Consider the following 21,205-nt stretch of genomic DNA (forward strand, 5'->3'; position numbering starts at 1 on the left):
AATGTTGCGTAGGTGCTTGATGTCCGCTATTCGTCATAATTCAAATAAGTCACACATAAGTCATGGAATGCTTGTGCTTGAGGGGAAATCGTTCGCTCAGTAAGGCGAAATATCCCGATTTGCCTTTGTAAAGGTGGGTCGATCAGAGGAAGCCAGACTAATCGAGTTTCATTAGTGGGAAAGGCAAGTTTTGGCAGTGTGGTAATGCCAATACCAAGCTCCAATACAGAGAAAAGAGAGGTGATATTTTCGACGGAATACAAAGCCTGCTCGCTGAGAGCTCTGGCTGGTGTTGGGTCTAGGAGCTTACAAGTACCATTTCTGATAAACGGCTGTTGTAACAGAGTTTGCCATTCGATGCCTTCGTTTTGAGAAGCAATAGGGTTGTCTTTCAAACAGACGACACCAATAGGATCTGAGATAAGCGGTGTAAACTCGATAGCGCCATCCTCAAGGTGTGAGCTGTTACCTAGGGCCAAGTCGACTTCCCCTGACAATAGTCGTGCTTCGACACCAGCGGCGTTATCATCAATCAGACTTACCTCCACATTGGGAAATTGTTCGCAAAAAGCACCCAATACACTGGGAATCAGCTTAGCAGCGACAGAGGGGACACTGGCGATTCTGACTCGTCCCTGTTGTCCCGCGGCAGCGGCTCGTAAATCATTATCTAATGCACTATAGACGTTAAGGAACTGGATTACTTTGGGCAGACATATCTCGCCAAATGGTGTGAGTTTAGATTTGTTCCCGGATTCAAACAGCGCCTGACCTAAGTTCTTTTCAAGTTCTTTTATTGATGTGGATAATGCTGCTTGCGAGCGGTTGGCTCTATTTGAGGCCGCTCTGAATCCACCTTCTTCGACCACCATCACAAAATGCCGCAATTGTTGAAGTTTGATACTCATTAGACCACTTCCTTAAGCCCTTTTGTCACCGTATCTTTTGTAAGGTGATAGATTTTACTTATCAAATGTAAAAAATTTACCGTTAGATTTATCAAATATCAAGTAGCATTATTTAACCACTAAGAAACATAGTTGTTACAAATGGTGGATTGCTCGTGAATTTTCAAACCCAAAAGTCTCCAGTTAAAACTTCTCTATTTGCTTCAAAGGCGCCACTTGAATGGGCGATCGTCAACAATGGCACATTATATACCGCGCAGATCCCTATCGATGATACTGGAGCTGTTGTTGATGGTGGCATTGAAGCACAAACCCGTCAGACAGTTAGCAACCTTTCTCACACACTGGAATGTGCAGGTTCGTCTCTAGATTCAGTTCTGCAAGTGTTGATCTACGTGACAGACCGAGAGTACCTCAAAACCATCAACGAAGTTTATGCAGAGTATTTTGAAGCACCTTATCCAAATCGCGCAGCTATGGTCGTGGCGGGGTTAGCGAGAGAAGAAATGCTGGTGGAGTTTGTTGTGTACGCAGCCGTGCCGCAACCAGAGTAACAACAGTTTACTAATCAACTAAGCAGAATATTGGCGGCTAGATCTCATCTAGCGAGCTACAGAACAAGGAAAGCACAAATGACTCAACAACTTACTATTCCAACTGAAAATGCCTTGTACATCGCAGGGGAGTGGCAGTCTGGTGTGAGCACCATCGCCAACATTAACCCATCAGATATTTCTGAAAATCTAGGTCACTTTGCTCAAGCAAGCCAAGTGCAGGTTCAGCAAGCCATATCCGCAGCTAAACATGCACAGCCAGAGTGGGAAAAAACGCCTATTGAACGCAAGCAAGCGGTACTTCAAGCAATTGGAGACGAACTGATAGCACGCTGCGATGAACTTGGTACCTTGCTTTCTCGCGAGGAGGGCAAGCCATTTTTAGAAGGTCGTGGTGAAATCTATCGAGCTGGTCAATTCTTCCAATACTTCGCGGCTGAGGTGTTACGTCAGATAGGTGACAGTGCTGATTCAGTGCGTCCGGGCGTTTCGGTGGAAGTGACTCGTGAAGCCGTTGGTGTGATTGCGATTATTTCCCCTTGGAACTTCCCAACAGCAACGGCGGCTTGGAAGATTGCACCTGCATTGGCTTTTGGTAACAGCGTCATTTGGAAACCTGCGAATCTTACTCCAGCGAGTGCAGTGGCTTTAACGGAAATTATCCATCGTCAAGGCATACCTGCTGGCACGTTTAACTTGGTGTTAGGTAGTGGTTCTGAAGTGGGTAACACTTTGATCAATTCAACAGATGTGAACGGCGTCAGCTTCACGGGTTCTGTTGAAACGGGACGTAAAGTGGCAGCCGCAACCGCCCCGAATTTTGTTCGTTGCCAGTTGGAAATGGGTAGCAAAAATGCTCTGGTCATTGCCGATGATGCTGATATTCAGATTGCAGTAGAGGCGACGATTGCTGGATCTTTCTCTGGCGCAGGCCAAAAGTGTACCGCGTCTTCTCGTCTTGTGGTGATGGATGGCATTCATGACCAATATGTTGAAGCACTCATTAAGCGCATGAGCGAACTAAAAGTAGGCCACGCACTTGAAGAAGGCATCTTTATGGGACCTGTCGTCGATGGCAACCAGTTAGAGGCAAACTTTGGGTGGATTGAAAAAGCTCGTCAAAGTGGAGCAGAGCTAGCATTTGGCGGAGAACGTCTGAATCTTGCGCATGAGGGTTACTACATGTCACCAACTCTGTTCTTGAACACTAAGAATGAGTGGGAAGTGAACCAAGAAGAGGTGTTTGCGCCTATGGCGAGCGTTATTCGAGTTGCCGACCTTGACGAAGCAATCGCAACAGCGAACGACACACGATTTGGATTAACGGGTGGCATCATCACACAAAGCCTGCGAAACAGTGCCGTCTTCAAACAACAGATCCAAACCGGTTGTGCCATGGTGAACTTGCCAACAGCAGGCACAGATTACCACGTACCGTTTGGTGGTCGTAAAGAGTCTAGCTTTGGTCCTCGTGAGCAAGGTCAATATGCAAAAGAGTTCTATACCGTAGTAAAAACAGCGTACCAACGCCCTTACTAATTATCACACGACGCCGAGAGAGTGACGTTGTGACGTCACTCAATTTGAACACCAATTCAATGAGTACAGCAAGAGGTGGGGTATGTACCAGCAAGGGATTGTCATAGACGGATTGCAATACTGCAATTGGGACAGAGAGTATTTTCAAACGCTCAAAGCCAGCGGCATTACCGCTGTTCACGTTACTATCGCTTATCACGAGAATGCACGTGAGACACTGACTCGATTTGCCGAATGGAACCTTCGTTTCGAGCAAAACGACGACCTCATTATGCCGGTATATTCCATGGCAGATGTCGAGCTTGCAAAGGCATCGGGCAAGGTTGGCATTTTTATGGGGGCGCAGAACTGTTCTCCGATTGATGACGAAATTGGCTTAATTGAAGTCATGCGCCGTCAAGGGCTGCTCATCATGCAACTGACCTACAACAACCAAAGCCTATTAGCGACAGGGTGTTACGAAAAGCACGACACAGGCATCACCCGTTTTGGTAAGCAAGTCATCGAAGAGATGAACCGTGTCGGCATGATCATCGATATGTCACACAGCGCCGAACGTTCAACGCTGGAGGCGATAGACCTTTCTGCTCGTCCAATTTGTATCAGTCATGCCAATCCAACGTTCGCTCATGATGCACTGCGAAACAAGTCGAACACGGTGATCAAATCCCTTACCGAGCGTGGTGGCCTGATTGGATTTAGCCTTTATCCATTTCATCTACCCAATGGCAGTGAGTGTTCATTAGAGGATTTCTGCCAAATGGTGGAGAAAACTGCGGATATTGCAGGTATCGACCACATTGGTATCGGTAGCGACCTTTGCCTGAATCAACCTCAACAAGTTTTGGAGTGGATGCGCAACGGACGCTGGTCAAAAACCATGGATTATGGCGAAGGCTCGGCTGCTAACTCAGGTTGGCCTGATGCTCTTCCTTGGTTCAGCGGCAGCAAAGGAATGGAAAACATCTACAACGGATTAGTCCGTCATGGCTTTAGTGAAGTCGAGGCGGGGAAAATTATGGGTGTTAATTGGTTTGACTTCTTACAACAAGGATTGGAGCCAAATCTATAGCGTACACCCGAACATGGAAGAGCTCGCCAATACAAAAACAATAGGTGAGCGTTAAACACAACATAGGTTGCTTTCCCCAAGGCGAGCAACACAAACTTCTGGAGTCAGAGTATGTCTGATCTAACCAATAGCATGAACACAGCACCACCGTCTTCTGCAAGCGCGGAGATAGAACATCAAAGTAAACTCTCTTCATCGGATAAGTTGGGGTTGAGTAACCCTGCATTTTGGTACAGTGGCGGCTTTATCGCTCTGTTTGTTGCACTTGCGCTTTATGATGGCGAGCTGCTTTCTTCTCTAGTCAACGCTGGTTTTAGCTGGTCAGTAAAAGTTTTTGGTCCTTACTGGCAAATATTACTACTACTCACTTTTCTTATTGGTCTTGGTCTCGCAGCAGGGCGAACAGGCAAAGTGATTTTGGGGGGTAACGTGAAACCAGAGCTAGACTCATTTCGTTGGATGGCCATTCTATTCTGTACCTTACTGGCAGGGGGCGGTGTATTTTGGGCAGCAGCTGAGCCTATTGCGCACTATGTGAGTCCTCCTCCTCTGTACGGTCCCCAAGACAGCGTTATGCAAACAGCGATTAATGCTCTATCGCAGTCATTTATGCACTGGAGCTTCTTGTCATGGGCAATTGTTGGTAGCTTAACCTCTATTGTCATGATGCATTTGCATTATGACAAAGGCTTACCTTTAAAACCTCGAACCTTACTGTATCCAGTGTTGGGAGAGCGTGCGTTGAAAGGTCATACCGGTGCTCTGATTGACGCATGTTGTATTGTAGCAGTTGCTGCAGGAACCATCGGACCTATTGGTTTTCTTGGGCTGCAAGTGAGCTATGCATTGAACGCACTGTTTGATATTCCTGATGGCTTTACCACTCAGCTGATCATTATTCTGTTCGCGATAGTGCTATACACGCTATCAGCACTCAGCGGCCTTAATCGCGGAATGCAGATGTTGAGCCGTTATAACGTCATCTTAGCTATTGCGCTGATGGTTTACATCCTACTGTTTGGTCCAACTAACTTTATCTTCAATGGCTATATCCAGGGTATGGGTACCATGTTGGATAACTTTATTCCAATGGCGACATATAGAGGCGATGAAGGGTGGCTGAGCTGGTGGACGGTATTCTTCTGGGGCTGGTTCTTAGGTTATGGACCACTAATGGCTATTTTTATTGCTCGTATCTCACGTGGTCGAAGCATTCGCCAAATCATTTCTATTATTAGTATTGCCGCGCCATTCGCGACTTGTTTCTGGTTCACCATCGTTGGTGGGACTGGACTTGCGTTCGAGATTGCCGACCCTGGTAGTGTTAGTAAAGCATTCGAAGGGTTTAACCTTCCGGGAGCGTTACTCGCAGTAACACAACAGCTACCTATGCCAATGCTAGTTTCCATTTTGTTCTTAGTGCTTACCACCATATTCATCGTCACTACGGGAGATTCGATGACTTACACCATCAGTGTTGTCATCAGTGGCGAAACGGAGCCAAATGCCATCGTCCGTACCTTCTGGGGAGTAATGATGGGGGTGACGGCAATCATCTTAATATCACTGGGGTCGGGCGGCATTTCGGCACTGCAGTCCTTTATCGTGATAACTGCGGTACCAGTATCCTTAGTACTGTTGCCCTCACTATGGAATGCTCCGCAAATCGCGATGAAACTGGCAAAAGAACAAGGCTTATAAACACAACAATAGTTCTTCAATAACGTGAATGCTGTGTGGGCTTAGGTTCACACCCCACGCAGTTCCAATCATTCTTATAATTAAAACAGGTGAGCAAAATGGATGTACATCGTTCAACTTACACTGAGACTCCGCTTCGAAGCGTTGATGTGGTAATGAATCCACAACGACTTGGCGCTATGCATCAAAATCGAATCAGTTTTGTGCGCAGCTTAATCCGCAAAATGGCACAGCAAAATTGGCAGGTGAGTAAGCATGAATGGCAGCTGTCGCCGCAAGGGTATGGACACGTCATTTACCGTCTCGCAACACCTAAGCACGTTTATCATCTAGTGGTATTTTGTGACCAGATTGCTGATGAAGAGCGCAATGATCGCGTGATTGCAGAGAAATGGGATGTGACATTCGCCCTAGTGTATGGAGATGTTGATGTGTCTCTGTTGGAAAAGCTGCGTGCCAATGTGCCGCTTCAAGAAGCAGGGCGCAATACCAACGATGTTCTTGTATTGGCTCGTGCCAATAAGAGTGTTCGAGTCTTCGAACATATTGTTTCTCACCTTGCCAAGGGCAGTCAACCAGATGCGAAAGAGCTTGCCGAGGTTGGTTATATTCTACGTACAACGGCAGTCTACGGTAATGGTAAGTTCGGGATTGCTGATTTTAAGTTACTGGAAGATAACGATGACTTTAGTCAGTCATTCAGTGCCCAAATGTGCGCGGTGTATCTGCTACGCGAATTCAGTTTGGATTGGGTGCATTACTTGGCGACGCAACAAGGCGGTGATAAAGCGGCATCATTAGATCGCGGTTTTCAGCGATACTTGGGCGTTGGAAATGCGACTGGGCTTGGTATGGCGCCATATTTGATTAATCACCCTTGCATCGTTGACCAGTGGATGACGTCACGAGAAAAAGCACTCGCGATGGTGTTGGCGCAGCAAACTAATAAAGATAAGTTGCCGCAACTTAAAGTTCTGCTTAGCAAAGCGACTATGCACTTGGCGCAAGTAATAACGATTAATGAGGTGCAAAACAGCTTAAATCAGCAGGCGCTTGATGAATTGTCTTTACTAGTAGACGACCTAGCCACACATCTTGAAAATGCCTCAACTTGGGGTGATTTGCTCGAACAAAATCAGTTAATGAATATGGAAGCCCAAGAAATCCTCATTGCGTGTCTGATGGAGCTCTACCCAGAACAAGTTGATGTATTTGCAGATAAGATGAATACGGATGAAACGCTGTACCTGCCAACGGGTAAAAAAGTCAGTGATTTGATTTCGTTGTTGGAAACTCGTTATCAGTGGGCAGTTAGTACTGACTTTTCGATGCCAGAAAACAACTATTGGTTCTGGTATCGGTCACAGGACAAAGAAGAGCCACGCTTAGGTGTTCGTGAGGAAGAACAAGGTGCAGATAAAGAACTACCGCTTGATATTGGTAGACAAGCGTATTACCTGTACAGAGCGTTAGAGCAACAATCTCAAGAGATGTCGATTGCGCAATTTCTGCTGCATTCTCCTCAATATCGAGCTATTGCAAGAAGGGTATGGACGCTAGGTAATCGCGTGATGGGAGACATTCAAATGAATGTTCTCCATAAACAGTCACTACCTATGCATTTATTGCGTTGCAAACTCGCCATCTTTGGGGCGACGAAGTTTGATCCTCGATCTGACCGCTGGGTCCGAGTCACCTTTTTCCAAGGTGCCCCATTGCTAGACGAAATCGGCGATGAGAATTACCAAGATAATTGGATCTTTCCATTGTTGCCTAGTGAGCAATCTATGACTTCCATTAACTCTATTACGCCATAAGGACGTTGGTATGATCGTATCTCACAATGAATTAGTCGCTGCAGTAAACAAAGCTTTTTTGGGAATGAAACGCTCCTGTGGCGAAGCGGACGTGATTGCTAATATGGTTGCGGACCTGCAAATGGTTGGGCTTAATGGGGTTCGCCATTTTAACAGTGCATGTAACTACCTAGGTCTCGAACAAGACTGCGCAGTTCAAATCAATAAGGTTGAACCAGGTTTACTGGAGGTGGACCTCCACCAAAATAGCGTAGCGTGCCATCTGCCTGTGATCTTAGATTTCGCACTTGAGTCGATGGTTGGGCAGAAGCAGCTCAAAATGACATTATTAAACTGTCACAATCGCTGGTTGGCGTATAGTGAATTGGTAAAACTGGCAGCGAAGGGTATTGCTTGTAGAGCATATTGGAGCAATGGTAGTCAGCCCAAACGCACTCTTTATGTACTCAACCGAGGATGTGTTGCACCTGAGCTCCATTTTTCTGACACCGACCTTGTTGAAGACGACCTTCACTCGATGACGATTGAACTGTCGATTGAGGACTTTAACCAGACAGAATTAGCGGGTCAATACAACACCCATATCGATAGCACTGAACTTTCTAGCTCGCAGCAAGCCGCTTGGGTAGAAGGCATTTTTGTTGATGATGCCGAGTGGGCAATGTTAAAGCAGACGGCAACGATATTCTTAGTAGAAAACAGTCAGCGCTCACTGCAAGGAGCGGGTGAATTGGTGGAGTGATAATCAAGCCCACACTGATCTTATAAGGTTAGCAATAGATGAAAGTGCCGAGTAATCCGGCACTTTTTTCATGTTTGGTGACTGGCAATCCAGTTTTAATGCTTTTTGTCAGTAGTTAATAAGATTGTGACGCGCTTTGCTTTTTTTACTGTTCTGGTATGGTTAAATTAAATCCTCAAAAAAATGAAGAATAAAAAATGAGTAGTCAAAACTATATCAAGAAAAACGGAGCGGCCATTATTCATATCGCCCGTTATTTATTAACGACTGAGGCTGGAGATAGACTCAAGACGATTGATGAGCTGTCGATCGACATCGGTTGTTCCGTTGGATATGTAGCAAACGCGATTAAATTTATCGAAAAAGAAGAGGCGGTCTACCTAAGCCGACAAGGGCGTAATGGCACCATTATCTCTTCACTAAATTTCAATAAGCTGGTGGGTATATCCGAGATTGGTAATATCGTTTGTGCGATGCCGCTCCCGTATACAAAGCATTACGAGGGATTAGCCTCTGGTCTTAAGCAACAGATAGACAACGTGCCCCTGTATTTTGCTCATATGAGAGGCGCAGGGGTTAGGGCGGAATGTCTTAGTGACGGTATCTACGATATCGCTATCATGTCCAAACTGGCGTCAGAAAAGTATGTTGCAGAAGGCGACTTGGAGATTGCAGTAGAGTTGGATGCGCACAGTTATGTACCAGAACATCGATTGATTTACAGGCAGTCGGAGCGTAATAACATTAAACGAATCGGTGTTGATGCTGAGTCGCCAGACCAAAAACTGCTTACTGAAATCTACTTTAAAGATCAAGAAATTGAGGTGGTTCCAGTACCTTATAACGAATGTCTCAAACAGATTGTCAAAGGGGAGATCGATGCTGCAATCTGGTATGCCTCACGAGAAGATTCTATCGAGGCGATGGGCCTTAGCGAAGAACCGCTAACGTCAATTCCGGATTTTGAAAAGGCGTCGATCGCAGTGTTGATGGTTAGAAAAGGTTCGGACTATCTAAAGGCTATGCTAAAGAAATTCGTCAATAACGAGAAGTTACTAGCGCATCAAACGGACGTGATATCCGGTAAAGTGATTCCAACTTATTAGGTTCGAGCTAACAAGGAGAAAATGAGATGTCATTCGACACAACCGGTTTTACCTATTGCCATGAGCATCTGCATATCGATTTATCTCCTCAGAAGGGAGATATTGATTGCAAACTTAATCAATTTGAATTGATTAAACAGGAGCTTATCTCGCTTAGGAAGCTTGGGGTACGGAATATCGTTGAGGTGACTAATCGTTTTATGGGTAGAAATCCTCAATTTATTGAGGATTTAATTAAGGCGTCAGGGATGAATGTTGTTTTGTCGACTGGCTATTACATCGAGGGTTTCTTTCCGGATTTCTTAGCGAATCTGTCGATTCGAGATATTGCCCAAACCATGATTGACGAAATTGAACAGCCTCTGGATGGCACCTCTCTAAAGGCGTCTGTGATTGGTGAGATTGGGAGCAGCGAAAACCAATTCTCCTCACTAGAAAAGAACGTCTTCTTAGCTGCGGCCATTGCTCACAAAGAAACAGGCGCGCCTATTTCAACGCACACCTCATTTAGCACGATGGCGAAGCAACAGATCCAGTTACTTGGTGGTGAAGGTATCGACCTTAGGAAGGTGACGATAGGACACTGTGACCTTCGAGATAACCTTGATGACTTGCTTTACTTGTTGGAGCACGGGTGTTACGTGCAGCTCGATACAATTGGTAAGAACAGTTACTACCCAGATGAAAAGAGAATTGAAGTGATTAATACCCTGATCGCTAGGGGATACGTCGAGCAACTTATGTTGTCGATGGATATAACTCGACGTTCGCATTTAAAAGCGAATGGCGGGTTAGGTTTTAGCTACTTAATGGAGGAGTTTGTTCCTCGACTGTTCGCTTCTGGTGTAAGCGAAAGTGATGTCGAAATCATGCTCAAACACAATCCAAACCGATTTTTCAATAACGGATAAACATAAAAGGAAAGCAGAATGAAAACGATCGCAATCGCGGGCTTACAACGCGAACAAATTAAAGCGCAGATAGAAGAGGCGGCACCAGGAAAGTTTGAGTGCCACATTCTCAACGACATGGATGCCGCGATGAAAGTAAAAGCTGGAGAACTTGATTACTACGTCGGGGCTTGCAATACAGGTGCGGGCGCTGCACTTAGCATGGCTATTGCTATTATCGGCTTCAATGAGTCGTGCACGATTGCGAAGCCTGCTATTCAAGCTAAGGAAGAGCAAATTGCTCAATTTATTACCGAAGGCAAAAAGGCATTTGGATTATCAATTGAGCACGTAGACCATGCCGTTCCTATGTTAGCGACATTGCTAGCGAGAGAGGTGTAGTTATGGATATCACCAACATTGCTCTAATTGCGACCTTGTGTGCAATGACTGCTTTAGTCGCACATATGTCGGCCGCTGTATTTCACGACGGGATACGACCCATATTGCCGCAGTTGATTGAAGGCAACATGACACGCCGAGATGCTGGTTCCGTTGCTTTTGGTTTGTCTATCGGTTTTGTCGCGTCTGTGGGTATTTCTTTTACCTTATCGACAGGCCTTCTTAACCCGTGGCTGCTTTTCTTACCGACGGACATTATCGGTGTAATGGCAACGAGCCGCATTATGGCGGTACTTGGAGGTGGCATTTGGGGCGTATTAGTGGTTACCAGTCTGGCTGGTGTTAATGCGGTTCTGACAGGTCTTCCAATTGATGCGCTGGGTGCTTTGGGTGAGTTGGGTACACCTGTCATGTCGGCGTTTGCGTTATTCCCACTGTTAGCTATTTTCTACCAGTTTGGATGGAAAGCAGGGGCTGTTGCAGGTGTTGTGATACTTCTATCACGACTGTTTGTTATGAAGTTTACGGGTATCTATCCTGAGTCGATTCAGATCTTTGTTGGTATGGTGATGCTTGTGGCTATAGCGATTCGTAAAGATGTTCAAGATAAAGCGAACGGTATTACCCCTCCAGATATGAGTGGTATGCGAAGCTTGTTTGAAGAGCGAACTAAGCGAATTTTCAAGAACATGCCTTACTTAGCTGTTGTCGGTGCACTGATAGCCGCCGCCGCTGCGTCGGGGATCTTTGCGGGTTCAGAAGTCTCTATTTACTCGTTAGCAGATGCCTACAAAATAGAAGACCCTGTTGCTCAAAAAGAAGCATTAAACCAAGTCGCTTTGTCTGAAATGATGCGTGGTTTAGGCTTTATTCCACTGATTGCCACTACGGCACTTGCTACTGGGGTTTATGGCGTTGTTGGCTTTACGTTTGTGTTTGTAGTGGGTTATCTCTCACCAAATGTACCTGTGGCAGCAGTACTTGGCGCGATTACAATTTGCATCGAGATTTTCTTGCTTCGTGGTATTGGTCGCTTCTTAGAGCAGTTCCCTTCAATTCGAAATGCTTCGGACAATATTCGTAATAGCATGAACACGCTAATGGAATTTGCTTTGCTTATTGGGGGTGTGCTTGCAGTGATGAAAATGGGTAGCACGACAGGGTTTACGATCTTTGCAATGTTGTATTACTTGAACGAAGTAATGGGTCGTCCAATTTTGAAAATTGCAGCGCCTGCAGTAGCGGCAATACTTACCGGTGTGGTGTTAAACCTACTTTACGTCTTTGGGCTTTTTGTTCCTGCATAAATACGCGTACAGCTTTTTTCATACCTATCTTTACAGAGATTTGGAGAAATTATGAAACAACGAATGTCTCTTCTTTTGGAGCAAAACGTAATCAGTCAAATCGCGTTTGATGCGACCATGAGGGCTGTCGGAATCTTGATGATTGAATGGAATGTGAAAGAGGATTCAGAACAATTTCAGATGGCGATGACTCATTTTGCACGTGCTATTGATCGAGTACTACAAAGCAATTCTATTGTAGAAGGCTTGGACTCTGAGATTCTAAAAGAAATGCAAGATGACGACGTATTTTCAGACATTGTCAGTATGAACAATCAGTTATGTTCGGCGTCTGGCGTACCAGAGATGCCTGAGACGGAAATCAGTTTTCTTTTGAGCAATCTGTACGCAATCAAACTGAGTGTGTCGTAACTGGATTTTTTTGGAAATTAATCTTCAAAAAAATGAAAATAAATTGAGTGGATTGAAAAGTATATGTATTTAAATGCTTTGCAACATCAAAACGACGCACTGATTCAGGCTACCCTTGCTCTTTATGAGCAGGGGAACCTGTTACCGGATTCGTACGTCATTGATGTCGAACAATTTACAGCAAACGCCAAAGTCATAAGGCAGCGTGCTAGCGACCTTGGGTTAAAGCTGTATGGCATGACCAAACAATTTGGGCGTAACCCATATTTAGCACAGCTTCTTCTCGAATTAGGCTATGACGGTATTGTTGCTGTGGATTTCAAAGAAGCGCGAGCTCTGCATTTAGCGGGAGTCAAGGTTCAACACGTGGGTCATTTAGTCCAGCCTCCGACGGCTATGGTGGAACAAATCGTGGCAGAGATGAAGCCAGAAGTTATGACCGTCTATTCGCTAGATAAAGCACGTCAAATCTCAGATGCAGCCTGCAAGTGCGGCAGAGTGCAACCTGTGCTAGTGAAGTTTTATGGCGACGAAGACAGGCTTTATGTCAACCAAGAGGCAGGATTTCCGATTGCTGAACTCGACTCTGTGTTAGAGGCACTTGGTCAAATGAAGGGGATTCGCCTAGAAGGAGTGACTCATTTCCCTTGCTTTTTGTTTGATGGTGAGCAGCTTGCAGCAACAGAGAATGTCGACACGCTGCATCAAGTCATCGAACATTGGCCAGAGGAGGGGGGGCCTCACCAAGTCAATATGCCTTCAGCGACATGTTTTAACACTTTAACCATGATTAAACGGCTAGGGGGAACTCATGGTGAACCGGGTCATGCTTTGACTGGTACATTTCCAGCTAACATTGATGGCAGTCAGCCTGAAAAAGTTGCGATGCTGTATTTATCAGAGATTTCTCATCAGTTTCAAGGTGCATCGTATTGTTATGGCGGTGGTTACTACCGTCGTGGTCAACTTGAACATGCATTGATTGATGGTTCGGTGTTCCCTGTTAGCAATGAGGATGTGAACGCTATCGATTATCACCTAAAAGTATCTGGGATCCATAAAATAGGTACACCGATAATCATGGCATTTCGAACTCAGGTCTTTGTCACTCGTTCCGATGTGGTTTTAGTTGATGGTATTCAATCTGGGAACCCAAGGGTTATCGGGCGCTATGATTCATTGGGAGGGGCGATAGATGGGTAGATTTATCGTTATTGTCTTGGACGGCTTCGGTGTTGGTGCCATGGATGATGTCTATGAAAGCCGAACCAAAGATATTGGAGCGAATACCGCATACAAACTACTGGCCTCTTATCCCAATAGAGATTTACCAACTCTCGCGTTATTGGGACTTAATAATGTTGTTGATTGCAACGTATCGCGCCTTAAACAAAACCCTAACGCCAACACCGGTACCATCAACCTAAAACACCAAGGATGCGACACATTTGCTGGACATCAAGAGCTTATGGGAACGCTACCTAAATTACCAAGGGTCAATCCATTTCATAACTCCATTGATACGATTCAAGAGTCCCTTGAAGAGGCGGGGTATTTCGTTGAGCGGGTAAAGAGAGGAGAGCTTGCTGTACTGTTGGTCGAGCAATCCGTAGTGATTGGCGACAATCTGGAAGCTGAATTAGGTGAGGTGTATAACGTTGCTGCAGATTTAAATCGCATTGAATTTGATAGTTTATTGAATATCGGTCGAATTGTTCGTGCAAATAATGATGTAGCAAGAAACATTGTATTTGGAGGGCGACTTGATGCGACCGAACAGCTTATTGATTCGATAGAAGTCCGTGGAGAGTGCATTGGAGTTAATGCACCTAAATCTAGAGTTTATGAAAGGGGGTTTCAGGTCGCTCACCTAGGGTACGGGGTTAACCATTTAGTGCAAGTACCCCATTTACTCGCCAATATTGATTGTGAAACTGTTTTGGTTGGTAAGGTGGCCGACATTGTAGAAAACGACCTTGGTGTGAGTTTCAAAGGACTAGTGGATACCGAACAGATCTTATCTACTGCTTATCAGGAAATTGATAAGCGAAAACATGGGTTTATTTGTATAAATGTTCAGGAAACCGATTTATCTGGGCATCGACAAGATCCAGATTTATATTGGCAGGTGTTGGAAAAAAGCGACGTTGGAATCGCTAAAATTATGCAATTGATGAACGATGAGGATATTTTAGTGGTTACAGCCGACCATGGGAATGACCCCTATATTGGTCATGGGCAACACACTAGGGAAAAAGTACCACTATTGGTCCATAAACTTGGTCTAGAGAATATTTATCTTGGTGAACGAAACACTCTTGCTGATATTGGTGCAAGTGTTGCTGAATACTTTGGTGCAGGCTTACCTGAAAGTGGGCAATCGTTTATCGAACAACTTACTTGATGTGATACGGTGGTGCGGAGAGCATGCCGGTTGGGATGCTCTCTGCTTCTTAAGAACGATTAAAACCTGAAACCAGCTAAAAAGCTAACCGTTGTTTTGTCAAAGCCTGAAGGTTCAGATTTACCATCAACAACGATTGTATCGATTCCGTCGAACGTAGCGTGCACACTCAACACGATATTATCCGATACCGGATAACCCAACCCAACGAACGGCGTGTATTTAGTCTTAGTCATGTCATACAGCACTTCAGATGTTGCATTGCCATTTTCTGTACCGTAAACATCGGCATTGAAATTGGCTCTTATCTGAGAAACACCAGCTTTAAACGCTAGACCTTTTAGCATAGTCGTATCTAATTGGTAGCCAGCATAGAGACTGTAGCTTTGCAATGAGCGTTTTTGGGTATAGGTGGCATTGGAAATATCTGGGTGATTGTAAGGGCCGGAATTGTACTCATCAGTAGAGCCTAAGTTTGCTTGCGCTCCTAGCAGAAAATTGTTGTAAACCAACCCTTCAATGCCAAAGGCAAATGATTTATTGGTATCTACGCCCGCGTTAAATTGAAAACTATGAGCGCTAGCAGTTGTACTTGCTAACAACAAGGTTAGAGGGAGGGCGGCAGCAAAGGGCTTCACACTAAGATCCTTAAATTTTTATCCATTTATTCATAGGCTAAGTTGATATTTATTGAGTTGCAATACAAAAATCTTAGTTTTGTATCCACTGCCATGAAAGTGGGCAAATGGTGGCTAATTCACCACCACTTTAGTAATGACAATAGGTTCACAAGGGACATCATCATGCCCTTTGTAGGAATGCGTTGTTACTTTTCCAATGGCGTTGACCACATCCATGCCTGCGGTCACTTTGCCGAAAACCGAATAGCCCCAGCCACGGTTTGTGGTGGCAGTGTGATTAAGGAAGTCGTTGTCGGCTAAATTAATGAAAAATTCCGATGTTGCAGAATGAGGAGCTTCAGTACGAGCCATCGCTATAGATCCTGTCACATTTTTAAGTCCTCGATTGGCCTCGTTGACGATAGGTGCGCGCCCCGGCTTTTCTTCAAGATTTTGGTTGTAACCGCCAGCTTGTATCATGAACCCGTCAATGACACGATGAAATACTGTTCCTTGGTAAAAACCTTCTTGGCAATATTTAAGAAAATTTTTGGCACTAACAGGGGCTTTTTCGATATTGAGCTCAATGTCGATATTGCCGACGTTCGTTTCCAAAGTGATAGTAGTCATGGTTAAGTCCTGAGTTTTCATTCTAAAAAGTAAGAAGTTTGCTATTGATAATGTAACTGTAATACTGAGTGTAGTAGTGACATAAGACGATGTATTGAGCGACAACAGTAAATGCGATTGCTTTCTGGTTAGAGCCTATGATGAAATAGCGCCGCATTCCACCCACACACTATTTGGAACTTTTAATGAGCACTGAACAACCAAACAACCCGTTACATGGCCTAAAGCTAGAGAAAATTCTTACTCAATTGGTGGAACATTACGGGTGGTCTGGGCTACACGATATCATTCGAGTGAACTGTTTTGCGAATGACCCTTCTATTAAATCATCGCTCAAGTTTCTACGTAAAACGCAATGGGCAAGAGACAAAGTAGAGCGTCTGTATATTGAAACGTTTTGCTAGAAAATGTTAAGGCCAGTCATAGACTGGCCTTATTGGTCTTGGTGACCTGCACATTAGTGACCTGCAAATTTCACGCGAATCTTGCTGCCATTGAACATGGTAAGGTTCAGTTCTTTGATCGCCACTTTCGCTTCATCTTCGTTTGGCATATCTACGAACGCAAAGCCTTTGGACTTACCCGTTTCCTTATCCAACACCAGTGTACATTCAACAACGCGGCCGTAGCCTAGAAACAGTTTTCGTACGTCGTGTTCAATTGTGTCACGGTCAAGGTTTCGAACTAAGATTTTCATAATGAGCCATTTGATATAAGAATTACCGGCGGATTGTCTCAGGTTATGCGGTGTAAACCAAGTGATTCTGTGGAAATATCAGTCCCGCAAAAATCTGATAATTGTGAAATCTCATTAATCAGGTATAACTAGACCAAGACTAAAAGAAAAGATTCTGATTAATCCGTTAGTTAGACGTTTAAGGGAGACTTGTGGTGTTCACTCTAAAAGTTGATAACGAAATTGAGCTTGCGTTGGTACAACCTTCTTTTGCAGGACAGTATCTGGAGATAGTTAACGAGCAACGTGACTACTTAGCGCAATGGTTAGCGTGGCCACCTCATGCCGACTCAGAAGCTTTTTTCCAGCGATTTATTAGCCAGTCACTGCACGATTACGCGGATGGTAAATCTTTGGTGTGTGCCATGATCTATCGTAGCGAGTTGGTAGGAAACATTAGTTTTAACGCTATCAACCTGTCGCTAAAGAAGGTGGAGTTAGGTTACTGGCTGTCATCAAAGGCACAAGGTAACGGGATTGTAACGCGCAGCGTCGGTAAGCTTATCGATTATGCATTTAACGAGCTTGGTATGGAAAAGGTTCAGCTGTGTGCTGCGACGGAAAATACGGCTAGTCGAAATGTGGCGGAGCGTTTGGGCTTCTCGCTGGAAGGGATAATTACGCGCAACGAGAACTTAAATGGCAGGGTTGTTGACCACGCTGTCTACGGATTGCTGCGCTCTTGAGTAGCGCAGTACCGAGCTAACTCTAGTTATCTTCTGCTTACCGAAGAGCGTTTTACTAATATTGGCGCAAAGAGGTTTTGTGCTCTTTCAACGTCTTTCCCGCTGGCTCTTTGCAATGCTTCTAATACAGCTTGTTTAGCCATCACCTGAATTGGGTAACGAATAGTTGTCAGTCGAGGGTAGATAAAACGAGCGATCAATCCATCATCGAATCCAATAACCGACATATCTTCCGGAATTCGAATACCATTTTCTTGGATTAATGCTAAGCAGCCTGCCGCCATATCATCGTTATAAGTAGCAACGGCTGTAATCGATAGATTCTTGGCGAGTAGGTTCACCATGGCTTGTTCACCGCCAATCTCATCCGGCTCACCATACTCTATAAATTCTTCATTGGGTTCGATGTTGTGATCTTTGAGTGCCGCTAGGTAACCATCTCTACGATCATGAGCATCATCGATGTTGTGGCTGGAGGCGATATAACCTATTTTCTCGTGGCCGTTTTTAATCAAAAACTCAGTGGCCAAATACGAACCTTTGAAATTATCGAGTGCAATGCAGCGATCTGCGATTGCCGGAACAGAGCGATTAATGAGCATCATTCCAGGTATTTCGTCGGCCAGTTCAGTGAGTTCTTCATCTGACAGTCCTTTACTGTGGATGACAAGTGACTCACAGCGACTGCTAATGAGCAGGTTGATGGCATTTCGCTCTTTGATTGGGTCGTGGTATCCGCTACCAATGAGAATTTGTTTGCCTTGTTCTGCAGCAATGGTATCTATGGCTTTAACCATAGCCCCAAAGAATGGAGCAGATACGTCGTGTACCAGAATCCCTACGGTATTAGACGATTTGCTAACCAGCGCACGCGCGTTTGCATTTGGCCGATAGCCAAGCTTTTTCATGGCAGCTTGAACTGCAACGATAGCGGCCTCACTGGTGTGGGGCGCATTGTTTATAACTCGGGATGTGGTCGCGATTGAAACGCCAGCTTCTTTTGCGACTTCTTTGATTGTGGCCATGACGCTCTCTACATCTTATTAATCATTTTATTAAACAATGCTTAAGCAAATATGACAAACGCTATTAGTGTGCGTGAACCCCCATTTTTAACGATTAGAGTAATCGTTTCCAAAAATGTCACTGTGAATAAAGTTTAACTCTATTTGACCGTCTTGTTTGAACACAACTTTACGTTCCGTCGCCTTATCTTCCTATGTTCAGAAAACACGCTTTGAATAGATCATAATTGTAAACGTTTCCATGATTATGCAGTGCCTCACAGAATTTCTATGATTTGAAGCTATTATGTAGAGCAAATCGTTTCTGAGGTTAGAGTGAATGACAAATAAAACGCTGATTGAACTTAAGGGCACCAACACACAGATGCTTCTTGAAGTCGGGGAGTTAGCCGAGATTTTACACTGGGGTAAGAACATCGATGTGTCTGACCCTCAATCACGGTTGGCGTTGCATCGCCCAGTTCCTTATGGGCGCTTGGATGATGATATCGCTATGTCTTTAACTCCGGAGTTAGCTCGCGGATTATTTAGCAGTCCGGCCATAGAAGGACACCGCAACGGCCTAGATTGGGCGCCGGCTTTTACCATTTCAGAGACTCTCCACAAAGATGGCCAGCTTACCTTAATCAGTGAAGATGCTACTGCAGGGCTAACGTTAACCACTGAACTGCATCTGGATCAGCACGATGTGGTTAAAGTTCGTCATACACTCACGAATACCAAGTCGGGTGCGTATCAAGTAAACCGATTAGCCAATACTCTGATGTTGCCAGAACGAGCCAAAGAGTTGATGAGCTTCTTCGGGCGCTGGGTCCATGAATTCCAAACGGTACGCCAGCCATTATTGCAAGGAGGCTTCCAACAAGAGAACCGCCGTGGACGGACCTCTCATGAGCATTATCCAGCAATTATTGCGGGTACCAGCCATTTTGATGAAATGTCTGGTGATGTTTGGGGTTTCCATTTTGCGTGGAGTGGAAACCACAGGTTAAGGGTGGATGTGAAAGCCGATGGCCGCCGTTATGCTCAGGCTGAAGTTATCTATCTGCCCGGAGAAGTGACGCTTGAACAAGGTGAAAGTCTAACTACTCCGTGGCTGTATGCCAGTTACAGTGATAAAGGGTTGAATGGCATGAGCCAGCAATTCCATGAACACGTTCGCCACTCAATTTTACCTTCTGAGTTTGTGAATAAACCTCGTCCAATTCACTTGAATACTTGGGAAGGTATCTATTTCGATCACGATCCTGACTACATTATGTCTATGGCGACACAAGCAGCACAGATGGGCGTTGAGCGCTTTATTATAGACGACGGGTGGTTTAAGGGCCGCGATGGCGACAAAGCTGCGTTGGGGGATTGGTTTCTAGATGAAACGAAATATCCAAACGGTTTGCAGCCTGTTGTTGAGCATGTAAACAGTCTCGGAATGGAATTTGGCCTATGGTTTGAGCCGGAAATGATCAACAAAAATTCCGATCTTTATCGTAGTCACCCTGATTGGCTGCTGGCAGTTGATGGCTATCAACAGCCTACTGGGCGCAACCAATATGTCATCGATCTTCAAAATGATGCCGCGTTTGAGTTCTTGTTTGAGCGCTTGGATTATTTCCTATCCACATACAATATCGGCTATATAAAGTGGGATATGAACCGTGAAGTGGTGCAACCCGGACACAGAGGTAAAGCGGCCGGTCATCAACAAGTGGTTCGCTATTATCAGCTGGTTGATAAAGTGCGAGAAAAACATCCTAATGTAGAAATTGAATCGTGTGCAGCAGGCGGTGGGAGAATCGATTTTGAAGTGTTGAAGCGTACCCATCGCTTCTGGGCATCAGATAATAATGATGCGCTCGAGCGACAGTCTATACAACGAGGTATGAGCTATTTCTTCCCACCGGAAGTCATGGGGAGCCATATCGGAGCGAGCCATTGCCATAGTACCAGACGCCGTCACTCTATTGAATTTAGGGGCCTCACCGCCTTGTTCGGTCATATGGGAATCGAACTTGATCCAGTCAAAGAAAGTGACATTGAAAAGCAAGGATTTGAGCGCTACATCAAGTTGCACAAATCACTGCGATCGTTGCTACACAGCGGGAATTCATGGCGTCTTGAAACCGATGATAACGCTCATCAGATCTCAGCTGTTATTGCCAAGGACCAGTCTCAAGCAGTTATCCAGATCGCTCAGTTGGCCATGCCAACGAATTCGTTAAGTGGGCATCTACGGATACCAGGATTGGATCCTCAAGCAAGGTACAAAGTTTCCGTGATTGATAAACCTGCTTTGTTTAATGACATCGTTAACTACCAACCGCCTTGGATGGAAGAGGGATGTGAGTTAACCGGAGAATGGTGCGAAGAGATTGGGCTGACGATGCCGGTACTAGACTCAGAATCTGCGGTTCTAGTGGTGTTACAGCGACTCTAAACTGTACTGATTGCAAAAAGGCTGCATGACTTTGTCTTGCAGCCTTTTTTATTGGTTCGTTTGTAATCGTTTCCTGATGGTTTTTACTGCTTAAAGCTAATATTAGATGTATTCGATCACACTTAATTTACATATTGTTATGTTTTGTTGTTTTAGATCTCATTTCTAAACATGTCTGTGTAAACGTTTCCAGTTGTGGTCATGGATCACAGAAAGGTGAC

The 21,205-nt window shown here is 44.9% G+C and carries 21 protein-coding genes; 16 read left to right on the top strand and 5 right to left on the bottom strand.

Annotated features, from left to right (window positions below; genetic code table 11):
- Window positions 1-26 precede the first annotated feature (26 nt).
- The gene (locus tag MMA19_RS15740) at window positions 27-908 is read right to left on the bottom strand and encodes a LysR family transcriptional regulator (protein ID WP_031494634.1); all 882 of its coding nucleotides are present in this window, start codon (window positions 906-908) and stop codon (window positions 27-29) included.
- A gap of 155 nt (window positions 909-1,063) precedes the next feature.
- Between MMA19_RS15740 and MMA19_RS15745 the strand changes: the two genes are divergently transcribed.
- From MMA19_RS15745 to MMA19_RS15805, 13 genes are all read left to right on the top strand, one after another.
- Complete coding sequence (locus MMA19_RS15745) at window positions 1,064-1,462, top strand: RidA family protein (protein ID WP_240206634.1); 399 nt, start codon at window positions 1,064-1,066, stop codon at window positions 1,460-1,462.
- Between the two features lie 78 nt (window positions 1,463-1,540).
- Entirely contained in the window at window positions 1,541-3,001 is a 1,461-nt protein-coding gene (locus tag MMA19_RS15750; RefSeq protein ID WP_240206635.1) for an aldehyde dehydrogenase family protein, read from the top strand.
- Window positions 3,002-3,083: 82 nt separating this feature from the next.
- Window positions 3,084-4,073, top strand: a complete 990-nt coding sequence (locus tag MMA19_RS15755; RefSeq protein ID WP_006071574.1) for a membrane dipeptidase — start codon at window positions 3,084-3,086, stop codon at window positions 4,071-4,073.
- A gap of 111 nt (window positions 4,074-4,184) precedes the next feature.
- Complete coding sequence (locus tag MMA19_RS15760) at window positions 4,185-5,774, top strand: BCCT family transporter (RefSeq protein WP_198557643.1); 1,590 nt, start codon at window positions 4,185-4,187, stop codon at window positions 5,772-5,774.
- Window positions 5,775-5,872: 98 nt separating this feature from the next.
- On the top strand, window positions 5,873-7,591 hold the full coding sequence (locus tag MMA19_RS15765) for a hypothetical protein (RefSeq protein ID WP_240206636.1): 1,719 nt from the start codon (window positions 5,873-5,875) through the stop codon (window positions 7,589-7,591).
- Between the two features lie 10 nt (window positions 7,592-7,601).
- Window positions 7,602-8,333, top strand: coding sequence for a DUF3726 domain-containing protein (locus MMA19_RS15770; protein WP_240206637.1), 732 nt, complete (start codon window positions 7,602-7,604; stop codon window positions 8,331-8,333).
- Between the two features lie 197 nt (window positions 8,334-8,530).
- Window positions 8,531-9,439, top strand: a complete 909-nt coding sequence (yhfZ, locus tag MMA19_RS15775) for a GntR family transcriptional regulator YhfZ (protein ID WP_006071578.1) — start codon at window positions 8,531-8,533, stop codon at window positions 9,437-9,439.
- A gap of 26 nt (window positions 9,440-9,465) precedes the next feature.
- On the top strand, window positions 9,466-10,350 hold the full coding sequence (locus MMA19_RS15780) for a phosphotriesterase-related protein (protein ID WP_240206638.1): 885 nt from the start codon (window positions 9,466-9,468) through the stop codon (window positions 10,348-10,350).
- 18 nt (window positions 10,351-10,368) lie between these two features.
- Window positions 10,369-10,731 (top strand): DUF2620 domain-containing protein, encoded by a 363-nt coding sequence (locus tag MMA19_RS15785; RefSeq protein ID WP_031494231.1) that lies wholly within the window; start codon window positions 10,369-10,371, stop codon window positions 10,729-10,731.
- Window positions 10,732-10,733: 2 nt separating this feature from the next.
- Window positions 10,734-12,038, top strand: coding sequence for a YhfT family protein (locus MMA19_RS15790; protein ID WP_006071581.1), 1,305 nt, complete (start codon window positions 10,734-10,736; stop codon window positions 12,036-12,038).
- Window positions 12,039-12,089: 51 nt separating this feature from the next.
- Complete coding sequence (locus MMA19_RS15795; RefSeq protein WP_240206639.1) at window positions 12,090-12,449, top strand: hypothetical protein; 360 nt, start codon at window positions 12,090-12,092, stop codon at window positions 12,447-12,449.
- 63 nt (window positions 12,450-12,512) lie between these two features.
- A complete protein-coding gene (locus MMA19_RS15800) occupies window positions 12,513-13,652 on the top strand; it encodes a YhfX family PLP-dependent enzyme (protein ID WP_006071583.1) in 1,140 nt (379 codons plus the stop codon).
- Entirely contained in the window at window positions 13,645-14,853 is a 1,209-nt protein-coding gene (locus tag MMA19_RS15805) for a phosphopentomutase (protein WP_240206640.1), read from the top strand. Before MMA19_RS15800 ends, MMA19_RS15805 begins: the two co-directional genes overlap by 8 nt.
- Before the next feature lie 59 nt (window positions 14,854-14,912).
- Here MMA19_RS15805 and MMA19_RS15810 read toward each other — a convergent pair whose 3' ends face one another.
- Window positions 14,913-15,491 carry a hypothetical protein gene (locus tag MMA19_RS15810; protein WP_240206641.1) on the bottom strand — a complete coding sequence of 193 codons (579 nt, stop codon included), beginning with the start codon at window positions 15,489-15,491 and terminating at the stop codon, window positions 14,913-14,915.
- A gap of 114 nt (window positions 15,492-15,605) precedes the next feature.
- Window positions 15,606-16,103 carry a peptidylprolyl isomerase gene (locus tag MMA19_RS15815; protein ID WP_240206642.1) on the bottom strand — a complete coding sequence of 166 codons (498 nt, stop codon included), beginning with the start codon at window positions 16,101-16,103 and terminating at the stop codon, window positions 15,606-15,608.
- Between the two features lie 185 nt (window positions 16,104-16,288).
- On the opposite strand from MMA19_RS15815, the gene MMA19_RS15820 reads away from it, so the two are divergent.
- Window positions 16,289-16,507 carry a VF530 family protein gene (locus tag MMA19_RS15820; protein ID WP_006071586.1) on the top strand — a complete coding sequence of 73 codons (219 nt, stop codon included), beginning with the start codon at window positions 16,289-16,291 and terminating at the stop codon, window positions 16,505-16,507.
- Window positions 16,508-16,560: 53 nt separating this feature from the next.
- Here the strand turns inward: MMA19_RS15820 and MMA19_RS15825 are convergent, their stop codons facing one another.
- Window positions 16,561-16,800: an RNA-binding protein gene (locus tag MMA19_RS15825; protein WP_031495002.1), complete on the bottom strand. Its 240-nt coding sequence runs from the start codon at window positions 16,798-16,800 to the stop codon at window positions 16,561-16,563.
- A gap of 194 nt (window positions 16,801-16,994) precedes the next feature.
- Between MMA19_RS15825 and MMA19_RS15830 the strand changes: the two genes are divergently transcribed.
- Window positions 16,995-17,525 (top strand): GNAT family protein, encoded by a 531-nt coding sequence (locus tag MMA19_RS15830; RefSeq protein WP_124940952.1) that lies wholly within the window; start codon window positions 16,995-16,997, stop codon window positions 17,523-17,525.
- Between the two features lie 26 nt (window positions 17,526-17,551).
- Here MMA19_RS15830 and MMA19_RS15835 read toward each other — a convergent pair whose 3' ends face one another.
- On the bottom strand, window positions 17,552-18,550 hold the full coding sequence (locus MMA19_RS15835; protein ID WP_240206643.1) for a substrate-binding domain-containing protein: 999 nt from the start codon (window positions 18,548-18,550) through the stop codon (window positions 17,552-17,554).
- 319 nt (window positions 18,551-18,869) lie between these two features.
- Between MMA19_RS15835 and MMA19_RS15840 the strand changes: the two genes are divergently transcribed.
- The gene (locus MMA19_RS15840) at window positions 18,870-20,984 is read left to right on the top strand and encodes an alpha-galactosidase (RefSeq protein WP_240206644.1); all 2,115 of its coding nucleotides are present in this window, start codon (window positions 18,870-18,872) and stop codon (window positions 20,982-20,984) included.
- Window positions 20,985-21,205: the final 221 nt, after the last annotated feature.

Origin of the sequence: Vibrio sp. CyArs1 (assembly GCF_022432925.1) — a bacterium.
GTDB classification, from domain to species: domain Bacteria; phylum Pseudomonadota; class Gammaproteobacteria; order Enterobacterales; family Vibrionaceae; genus Vibrio; species Vibrio mediterranei.

Bases quoted from the DNA above. Each gene is read 5' to 3' on its own strand.
- MMA19_RS15740 (WP_031494634.1), bottom strand. From the start codon at position 908: ATGAGTATCAAACTTCAACAATTGCGGCATTTTGTGATGGTGGTCGAA.
- MMA19_RS15750 (WP_240206635.1), top strand. From the start codon at position 1,541: ATGACTCAACAACTTACTATTCCAACTGAAAATGCCTTGTACATCGCA.
- MMA19_RS15755 (WP_006071574.1), top strand. From the start codon at position 3,084: ATGTACCAGCAAGGGATTGTCATAGACGGATTGCAATACTGCAATTGG.
- MMA19_RS15760 (WP_198557643.1), top strand. From the start codon at position 4,185: ATGTCTGATCTAACCAATAGCATGAACACAGCACCACCGTCTTCTGCA.
- MMA19_RS15765 (WP_240206636.1), top strand. From the start codon at position 5,873: ATGGATGTACATCGTTCAACTTACACTGAGACTCCGCTTCGAAGCGTT.
- MMA19_RS15770 (WP_240206637.1), top strand. From the start codon at position 7,602: ATGATCGTATCTCACAATGAATTAGTCGCTGCAGTAAACAAAGCTTTT.
- yhfZ (WP_006071578.1), top strand. From the start codon at position 8,531: ATGAGTAGTCAAAACTATATCAAGAAAAACGGAGCGGCCATTATTCAT.
- MMA19_RS15780 (WP_240206638.1), top strand. From the start codon at position 9,466: ATGTCATTCGACACAACCGGTTTTACCTATTGCCATGAGCATCTGCAT.
- MMA19_RS15785 (WP_031494231.1), top strand. From the start codon at position 10,369: ATGAAAACGATCGCAATCGCGGGCTTACAACGCGAACAAATTAAAGCG.
- MMA19_RS15790 (WP_006071581.1), top strand. From the start codon at position 10,734: ATGGATATCACCAACATTGCTCTAATTGCGACCTTGTGTGCAATGACT.
- MMA19_RS15795 (WP_240206639.1), top strand. From the start codon at position 12,090: ATGAAACAACGAATGTCTCTTCTTTTGGAGCAAAACGTAATCAGTCAA.
- MMA19_RS15800 (WP_006071583.1), top strand. From the start codon at position 12,513: ATGTATTTAAATGCTTTGCAACATCAAAACGACGCACTGATTCAGGCT.
- MMA19_RS15805 (WP_240206640.1), top strand. From the start codon at position 13,645: ATGGGTAGATTTATCGTTATTGTCTTGGACGGCTTCGGTGTTGGTGCC.
- MMA19_RS15815 (WP_240206642.1), bottom strand. From the start codon at position 16,103: ATGACTACTATCACTTTGGAAACGAACGTCGGCAATATCGACATTGAG.
- MMA19_RS15820 (WP_006071586.1), top strand. From the start codon at position 16,289: ATGAGCACTGAACAACCAAACAACCCGTTACATGGCCTAAAGCTAGAG.
- MMA19_RS15825 (WP_031495002.1), bottom strand. From the start codon at position 16,800: ATGAAAATCTTAGTTCGAAACCTTGACCGTGACACAATTGAACACGAC.
- MMA19_RS15835 (WP_240206643.1), bottom strand. From the start codon at position 18,550: ATGGCCACAATCAAAGAAGTCGCAAAAGAAGCTGGCGTTTCAATCGCG.
- MMA19_RS15840 (WP_240206644.1), top strand. From the start codon at position 18,870: ATGACAAATAAAACGCTGATTGAACTTAAGGGCACCAACACACAGATG.